Origin of the sequence: Gordonibacter sp. (assembly GCF_036667095.1) — a bacterium.
GTDB lineage: Bacteria > Actinomycetota > Coriobacteriia > Coriobacteriales > Eggerthellaceae > Gordonibacter.
In genome coordinates, this window is record NZ_JAVWUP010000096.1 from 1995 (window position 1) to 10073 (window position 8079).

The window sequence follows — 8079 nt, forward strand, 5'->3', positions numbered from 1 at the left end:
CATCCGCACGCGCCTGGAGGACTCGCCCACCTTCGAGGAGGCCGCCTCTGAGACCACGCGCCTCAAAGAGGCTCCCAACCCAGCCCGTCTGGTGTTCAAGAAGTACCGCAAGCGCCTGCTAGCCAGCATTGCGGCCACCATGGTGAACTCGGTGGGATTCTACCTGGTACTCACCTACCTGCCCACCTATCTGACCAGTTACGCCGGCATGGAGGCGGCACCAGCGCAACTCGCCACCGACATTGCGCTGGTAGCCTACATCATTATCTTGATGGGCGCAGGGAAAGTATCCGACATCATCGGGCGCAAGAAGATGCTCATCGGGGCCTGCGTCGCCTTCATCGTGCTCAGCATACCTGCCTTCATGATGCTGAGCACCGCCTCGCTTCCCATCGTCATCGCCGGCGAGCTTATCCTGTGCGCAACACTGTCCGTCAACGATTCCAACATCGCTTGCTACCAGGCCGAGATGTTTCCCACCGAAGTGCGCTACACCGGGGCCGCACTCGGCTCGAACATCGCCTACGTCATCTTCGGCGGCACCGCCTCGTTCGTGGCCACCGCACTCCTCGACCTTACGGGTAACGGCATGGCTCCCGCTTACTACCTGATGGCCATCTGCCTGATCGCCGGCATCATCTTGCTGTTCACGGCACGCGATTACGGCGGCATCGAGCTCAACGACGTTCGATAGCCAGCACCGCCGGGCAACTTTGCCAGAAAGGGCTTTTGGCGGGGGGAGCCAAAAGCCCTTTCAGCCGCAATCGTGCGCACCCGGTTCGCCTGCCAGCTGAACACCACCCTGCCAGCCGCATTCTCCAAAGCTGAATGGGAGTCTCCGCCACACGTAAACGAACCTGAAAACGCTTATACCCTGGCCAGCCTGCGTGGCAGACGCACTGGGCACATCAGCAAATCAAGCGAACAAAGGCGTTTGACTTCTCTCCCCTCTCGTCCTATCATAATGCGAACAAACATTCGCGCGAACGGACGTACTTATGGAATTGCTCGACAAGCTGGAGGTTCTCGCCGATGCCGCAAAGTACGATGTGGCCTGCACCTCGTCGGGCATCGACCGCGACGCGCAGAAAGGTAAGCTGGGCAACACCCTGGCAGCGGGATGCTGCCATAGCTTCGCAGCCGACGGGCGCTGCATCACGCTACTGAAGGTGCTCATGACCAACGTGTGCGTCTACGATTGCGCCTACTGCGTGAACCGGGCATCAAACGAGGTGCAGCGCGCCGCCTTCACGCCGCGTGAGCTGGCGGACCTGACCATCGCGTTCTACCGCCGCAACTACATCGAGGGGCTGTTCCTCAGTTCGGGAGTCATCCGCGACCCCGACCATACCACCGAACTGATGATACAGACGCTGACGCTGTTGCGCACCGAACACGGTTTCCGCGGCTATATCCACGCCAAAGCCGTGCCCGGTGTCTCGCCCGAACTGCTTGACCAGCTGGGACATTTGGCCGATCGCATGAGCGTGAACCTAGAGTTGCCCTCGCAGAAGAGCCTGCAGCTGCTCGCCCCCCAGAAAGACAAGCAGCGCATCCTCGCGCCCATGCGCCAGATACGCGACAACATCGCCGTGGACAAGGATACCCGCGCCCTCATGCGCAAAGAAACCACGTACATGACCCAAGTGCGGCCCGCAAAGAAAGAGCGCGCTTTCGTGCCCGCCGGGCAGTCTACCCAGATGATTGTGGGAGCCACGCCGGAAAGCGATTTCCAGATATTGAACCTGTCAGCAGCGCTGTACCGCACGCTGTCAATGAAGCGCGTGTTCTTCAGCGCCTACATGCCGGTGAACAAGGATGCGCGCCTGCCCGCCACCGATGCCTTGCAGCTCAACCGAGAGCACCGGCTGTACCAAGCCGACTGGCTGCTGCGCTTCTACCGCTTCGACGTGACCGAGATCATCGACGAGAAGAACCCCTTCCTCGACCCCGATGTCGACCCGAAGGCGAACTGGGCGCTGAACCACCTGGACTTCTTTCCGGTAGAGGTGAACAAGGCGCCCCTCGAGGCGCTGCTGCGCGTGCCGGGCATCGGCGTGCGGGGGGCGAACTCCATCCTGAGGGCTCGTCGTGCCACCACCTTAGGAGAGCGCGAGCTGCGCAAATTGGGCATAGCCCTCAAGCGCGCACGCTTCTTCATCACCTGCAACGGTCGCTACGAAGGGCATGGTGCCGACTTCACGCGCGAGGGCCTACGAGCGCAGATAGCCGCCCCCATAAAAGGAGGCAACCACGGTCGGCGCGCCGACAAGACCTGCCCCGGCCAGATGAGCCTGTTCGACAGCGTCCAGACGCCCGAGAAGGCGCGGGTGGCCGGCGGCCCAGGACGCGTTTTGGCAAGCGGAGCCCTCGTACCCGAGACAGGCAGCCTCGCGAAAGGCGCGCTTCCAGCGAGCACTTCCCCTAAGCTGCCGCTGAAAGCCGAGCCAGCACAGGACGGCAGCTACGGCTGGCAGCATGCGCTGGCCGCTCCCGAGATGGCCTGCGCATGAGCGAGTGCCCCTCCGCCAAGGTATCACCCGAGGAACCCTTGGCGGAGGTTGCGTACAGCCACGACGGCACCCTGGAAGGACTGCTCTCGGCAGTGTTTGAGGCATACGCACGTCGCGAGGACCCGCAGGACGTTGCGCGGGAGGATTCGCTCCAGCCCCGTCTCGGCCAAACGGTACGCCACATCGAGACGAACGTGGAGCATGCCGTGCGCGTCCAGCGCGGCATCAAGCGCACCTGCGGAGAAGCGGCCTACGATGCCGTCATGCATGCCTCGCTTTCCGACGATCCTCGCGCTGACACCGTCGTCTACCGCTTCGTGCGCTACGCTATGGCGCAGAACCGTCCCCACGACTGCAGCAAATGCAAACGCCGCCATTCGTGCTCGGGCCCCGGCAGCGGCAAATCCTGCCCGCTACCTATGCGGCGCAGCGTTATGAACGACATCGCACATCCCGCTGTCGAACCGCTGCAGCGCCTGGTACGCGCCGTCGGCAACGAACGCCATCGCATGATACAGTTCCTGCGCTTCGAGCACTTGGAAAACGGCGTATGGCTGGCGCGCTGCAATCCCAGCGCTTCGGTGGTCCCCCTGCTCATGGACTGGTTCACCGGCCGTTTCAACACACAGCCGTTCATCATCTACGACGAGGTGCACCACCTGGCCGGTGTCTACGAGGGTCGCGACTGGTATCTCGTGCGAACCGATCAGCTGGATCTGCCCGATCAGGCAATCGACGAGAAGCTGATGCAGGCCGCATGGAAGCGCTTCTACCGCACGGTGGCGGTGGAGTCGCGCTACAACCCCGAGCTCCGCCGCCAGTTCATGCCCCAGCGTCTCTGGAAGAACATCGTCGAGATGCATGAAGACCTGCCTGGCACCGAGCTGGCCCGCTCCAGCGGTGCTGCCGCCGAGCGCCTTTGGCGCGGCTAGCTGCGACCGACCTGCAACCACCTGACCTCCCACTTGAGCGCGGGCGGCCCAGCCGCTACCTGATCGGCTCTGCATCCATCCGGCTTCCATCGTGCTCGTATGGCCTTTCGCACCCATGCCGCAGCGCTAAACGACACCAATGCTGAACAGGGAAAACCGCTGCCTGCGCGCAAACAGCGGCAAATGTGCAGAAATATTCCTTGACCTAGAGCACACTCCAAGCCCTATCATGTCATGCAGCAAAACAACCCAGAAGGAGAGCATCATGGAACCGGCAAAGGTATACTTCACGAATTTCCGTACCGAGGCGTTCGGCGACGGGCTGCCCACGAAGCTGAAGAAGCTCGCACTGCACGCAGGCTTGGGCACTATCGACCTGGACGGCAAATTCGTGGCCATCAAGCTGCACTTCGGAGAGCTGGGCAACATCAGCTACCTGCGTCCCAACTACGCGCGCGCCATCGTTGACGCGGTGAAGGAACTGGGCGGCAAACCCTTCCTTACCGACAGCAACACCCTGTACCCCGGCAGCCGCAAAAACGCGCTCGAGCACTTGGAATGCGCCTGGCAGAACGGCTTTACCCCGCTGACGGTAGGCTGTCCCCTCCTTATCGGCGACGGGCTGAAAGGCACTGACGACGTGGAGGTGCCGGTAGCGGGCGGCGAGTACGTGAAGGCCGCAAAGATCGGTCGCGCCGTCATGGATGCCGACGTGTTCGTCAGCCTGACCCACTTCAAAGGCCACGAGTTGACCGGGTTCGGCGGCACCATCAAGAACATCGGCATGGGCTGCGCCTCACGCGCCGGCAAGAAGGAGCAGCACAGCAACGGCCAGCCCTCCATCAGCGTCGAGGCATGCCGCGGCTGCATGAAGTGCCTGTCCGAGTGCGCCAATAACGGCCTGGTCTTCCACGAGGAAACCCGCAAAATGACCGTGGACGCACAGCACTGCGTCGGCTGCGGCCGCTGCTTGGGCGCCTGCAACTTCGACGCCATCAACTTCGAGAACGATGCGGCGAACGCCGATTTGAACCGCCGTATGGCCGAGTACACGAAAGCCGTCGTCGACGGTCGCCCTCAGTTCCACCTCTCGCTCGTGGTGGACGTATCGCCCCACTGCGACTGCCATGGCGAGAACGACGCGCCCATCCTGCCGAACCTGGGCATGTTCGCCTCCTTCGACCCGCTCGCCCTCGACCAAGCCTGCGTCGATGCCTGCCTCGCCGCCGCGCCTCTTCCGGGAAGCAAGCTCGCCGACAACCTGGCCGAGCCTGGATTCGTCGATGTTTGCGACCACTTCACCAACTCGACTCCCGAGTCGGAATGGAGGACCTGCCTGGAGCACGCCGAGAAGATAGGCCTCGGCACCCGCACCTACGAGCTGATAGCGATCTAATACCCTACACGCCGGTGAGGTCGAACGGGGGGATGAAGCTTTCTTCGGCAGCGCCGCCCTCTTGCCAGAAATAGTCCTCCACGCCGATGCTGTCGGCAAAGTCGAGCAGCCGCTCGTAATCGTCGTCGGGCACGCGTTCGGCCAATTCGGGGCAGCGTCGCAGCACTGCTGCCGCACGCTCGTCGCCGGCAGCAGCGGCACCGGCGACCACGGGCGTGTACTGGTTCATCAGCGACAGTAACACGTGGTCGCCATAGCGCTCGTGCACTAGGCGCACAATGCGCCGAGAGTCCTCAAGCGCCTCCGGCAGCATAAGGTGGCGCACCACCACCCCGCGAACCAGGCGCGGCCCGCCTCCTGCGTCGTCGAACACCGGCTTGCCGACCTGCACGACCATCTCGTCGAGCGCAGCAAGCGCCACCTCGGGATAATCGGATGCCTGCGAGTAGCGCTGCGCAAGGGCAGCATCGGCGTATTTGAAGTCGGTAAGGTACACGTCTACCGTGTCGGCATTTTCCCGTATGGCTTGAACGGTCTCATAGCCCGACGTGTTCCATACGATCGGCAGCGTTAGGCCACGCTCGCGCGCAAGCGCAACGACGGCGCGTACGTGCAGCGCGTAATGAGTCGGTGTGACGAAGTTGAGGTTGAGCGCCCCTTGCCGCTGCAATTCCAAGCACCGGTCAGCCAGTTGCTCCACTGTCAGGACGCGGCCGGCCTCGCCAGCGGCGATCACCGCGTTTTGGCAATAGCAGCAGTGCAGCGGGCAGTGAGAGAAGAATACGGTACCGCTGCCCCTCTCGCCGCTGATAGGAGGCTCTTCCCAGAAATGCAGCGCCGCACGCGCCACTACCAGCGTGTCATCGGCACCGCATACGCCGCGCGCACCTGCCGCCCGGTTTGCCCCGCAGGTGCGTGGACACAGGTCGCAGGAGACGGGAAGGTCGATTCTCATAGTCTCACCGATCCAAATAAGTCAGCAGGAGCCGCTCCCCCACCCAAAGCTGGCACATTTCGCCTGCTTGCCCCGCGCGGTGTGCACATCCCCCTGAGGGAAGAGTACCTCGGCACAGGAAAAAGGGCACCAGCACCAACCGAGCACGCGCGGCCCACGGTGTCGACCTGCCCCGCCTTTTGGCAGGGCGACGGAGTCTAATTAGCCGAATAGGTACCAAAGCCCGGAGGGAACTCATCATCGTCCAAGTCGTAGTCGTCCTCCTCGCCGGAGGGGTACGCCTGCTCCGCGCGCGTCCAGTCCAGGCCGTTTGCAGCGCAAGCTGCCTCCTCGCCGTACACCAAGGCCAGTGCAGACGGCGCTTTGCCGGCACCGCCGATCACGGCCAGCAGCTCCAGCAGATGCAGGCATGCCTCGGCTTGCGGAAGGATAAGGTCGACATCGTCGGCCGCCATAAGCGCAGCAGACAATTCAGCCATCAGCATCTCGACCGTGTACGTGCCTTCGAAACGGCCTTCGTTCACCGCAGAGAGCACCTGCTCGGCCTCGGACGTCATCGCACCCGCACGGCCAAACGCCGTCTCGAGAGACGAAGACGACCGCTGCGTCGAGCGGTACAGCGCGTCCGCTTCGACGGCAGCCATAATCTGCGCCGAGGCCTGCAACGTGTAAGCTGCACGTGCCATCTGAGCCGACCCCGATCCACCTGTCGTCTGCACCGAACCCACCAACAACTCTAGCAGCGGACGTGCCGTCTCGACGTCCTTATCCTCGCCAGCCACCAGGCACATGAGGTTGCCGCGATCGGAAAACGCATCGGAGAGGGTCACGTCGGCCACCACGAGCGGAGCCTCGATGGCAACAAGGTCGCTTACCATGGCGACGGCATTCAGCTCACGCGCAAAGCTGGGCGTCGCTGCGGACAGGTCGATCAGCATCGTGCGGGGACCCGCGCCCTGCACGATACCGTCCTCGTCGAAGTATGCATCCTCTAACGCCGTCTGCGACGCGCAGTACGTGATCACGATCGAAGCGCGTGCCACACTGTCCGCGCACGTATAGCCAGCTTCCGCAAGGCGCGTCTTCACCATCGCCCCGACAATCTCGTGCCCGATATATGCGTACCGCTTATCCATGCAAGCCCCTTTCCCGGGCATCCTTCGCTTTTCCTCAGTCCCTGATGATTCTTTTCCGCAGGGCCCCTACGACTGCCTGATCTTGCGGGCGATACGGTCGGCTACGGAAAGCTCTTCGCGTTTGTCTCCACCCCAGAACACCATCGCTATCATACCGGGACCCACATGCGACCCGATGACCGGCCCGACGCTGCTCTCCAGAAACAGGATGCTGTCGTCGATCTTGGAAAGCGCCTCTTTCAGGCGCTCGACATCCTTTGCGCAGTCGGCACTCGCAATGACCACGCACTGTCCGGGGCCTTTGTCGGCCACGCGCTTCTGGTAATAGTCGGCCAACTGCTTGAGGCCCTTCTTGCGCCCACGCGCCACGCCTGCCAGCGACAGCTTGCCGTCCTGGCCGATCACCAGCATGGGCTTTACGTCCAGCTTCGAGCCCGCAAACGCAACCGATGCCGGGATACGCCCGCCACGGCGCAGCGATTCAAGGTCGTCCACCATGAACTGCGCATCGACGAAGTTGCACGCCTCCTCGGCCCATTCGGCCAACTCGTGTGCCGTAAGACCCTTGTCGCGCTGACGCAGCGCCTCGTACACCAACAAGCCTTCCGCAATCGAAGCCAACCGGGTATCAACCAGGTACAGCTCGGCATCCGGATGCGCAGACATCATCTGCTCGTGCACAAGCGCTGCCGCATCGTAGCTGCCGGAAAGGCCGCTGGAGAAACTCAGGTATACCGTGGGCACGCCGCTTTGGATGGCGCGCTCGAACGCCGCGCGGAACACCGGCACGGGGACCTGCGCCGTCGTCGGCTCCTCGCCATCGCGCATCGCCTGGTAGAAGTCATGCGCCGACGCCGTGCGGTACAGGTCGTCGGCATGTTCCCCGTCGCTCAGGACGTAGGAGAATTGGATAAGCTCGACACCGTCGCGGTCGACCACCTCGAAAGGCAGGTCACAGCACGAATCGATAATAAGGTTGCAAGCATGCGACATAGCGCGTCAAACTCCTTCAGGGTTCTGGTTCGCCTTGGTTGAAACGCCTGCCTGCGCAGCAAAGCGCACGGACAGGGCTCCGCTGTTGCCTCGGGACAGGAATACCTCGTTATGCTCGCTACCGCAGGCAGCCGCCGCAACGGTGCGCAGAGAC

At 62.8% G+C, this 8079-nt stretch carries 7 protein-coding genes; 4 read left to right on the forward strand and 3 right to left on the reverse strand.

Going from position 1 to position 8079, the window contains the following annotated elements:
* The 4 genes from RR842_RS09200 to RR842_RS09215 form a co-directional block, all read left to right on the forward strand.
* Positions 1 to 694, forward strand: a 694-nt coding sequence (locus tag RR842_RS09200; protein ID WP_332729552.1) for an MFS transporter, incomplete at its 5' end; no start/stop codon positions are given.
* A 304-nt stretch (positions 695 to 998) separates the two neighbouring features.
* On the forward strand, positions 999 to 2513 hold the full coding sequence (locus tag RR842_RS09205; protein WP_332554051.1) for a putative DNA modification/repair radical SAM protein: 1515 nt from the start codon (positions 999 to 1001) through the stop codon (positions 2511 to 2513).
* Complete coding sequence (locus RR842_RS09210) at positions 2510 to 3445, forward strand: TIGR03915 family putative DNA repair protein (RefSeq protein ID WP_332729553.1); 936 nt, start codon at positions 2510 to 2512, stop codon at positions 3443 to 3445. Before RR842_RS09205 ends, RR842_RS09210 begins: the two co-directional genes overlap by 4 nt.
* 265 nt (positions 3446 to 3710) lie before the next feature.
* Entirely contained in the window at positions 3711 to 4841 is a 1131-nt protein-coding gene (locus tag RR842_RS09215; protein ID WP_332574373.1) for a DUF362 domain-containing protein, read from the forward strand.
* A 4-nt stretch (positions 4842 to 4845) separates the two neighbouring features.
* On the opposite strand, the gene RR842_RS09220 is transcribed toward RR842_RS09215, so the two are convergent.
* From RR842_RS09220 to RR842_RS09230, 3 genes are all read right to left on the reverse strand, one after another.
* Positions 4846 to 5796, reverse strand: a complete 951-nt coding sequence (locus RR842_RS09220; RefSeq protein ID WP_332521013.1) for a radical SAM protein — start codon at positions 5794 to 5796, stop codon at positions 4846 to 4848.
* Between the two features lie 197 nt (positions 5797 to 5993).
* Entirely contained in the window at positions 5994 to 6932 is a 939-nt protein-coding gene (locus tag RR842_RS09225; protein ID WP_332554047.1) for an NAD(P)-binding domain-containing protein, read from the reverse strand.
* Between the two features lie 66 nt (positions 6933 to 6998).
* Positions 6999 to 7925, reverse strand: a complete 927-nt coding sequence (locus RR842_RS09230) for a DegV family protein (RefSeq protein WP_332511846.1) — start codon at positions 7923 to 7925, stop codon at positions 6999 to 7001.
* Between the last annotated feature and the right edge of the window lie 154 nt (positions 7926 to 8079).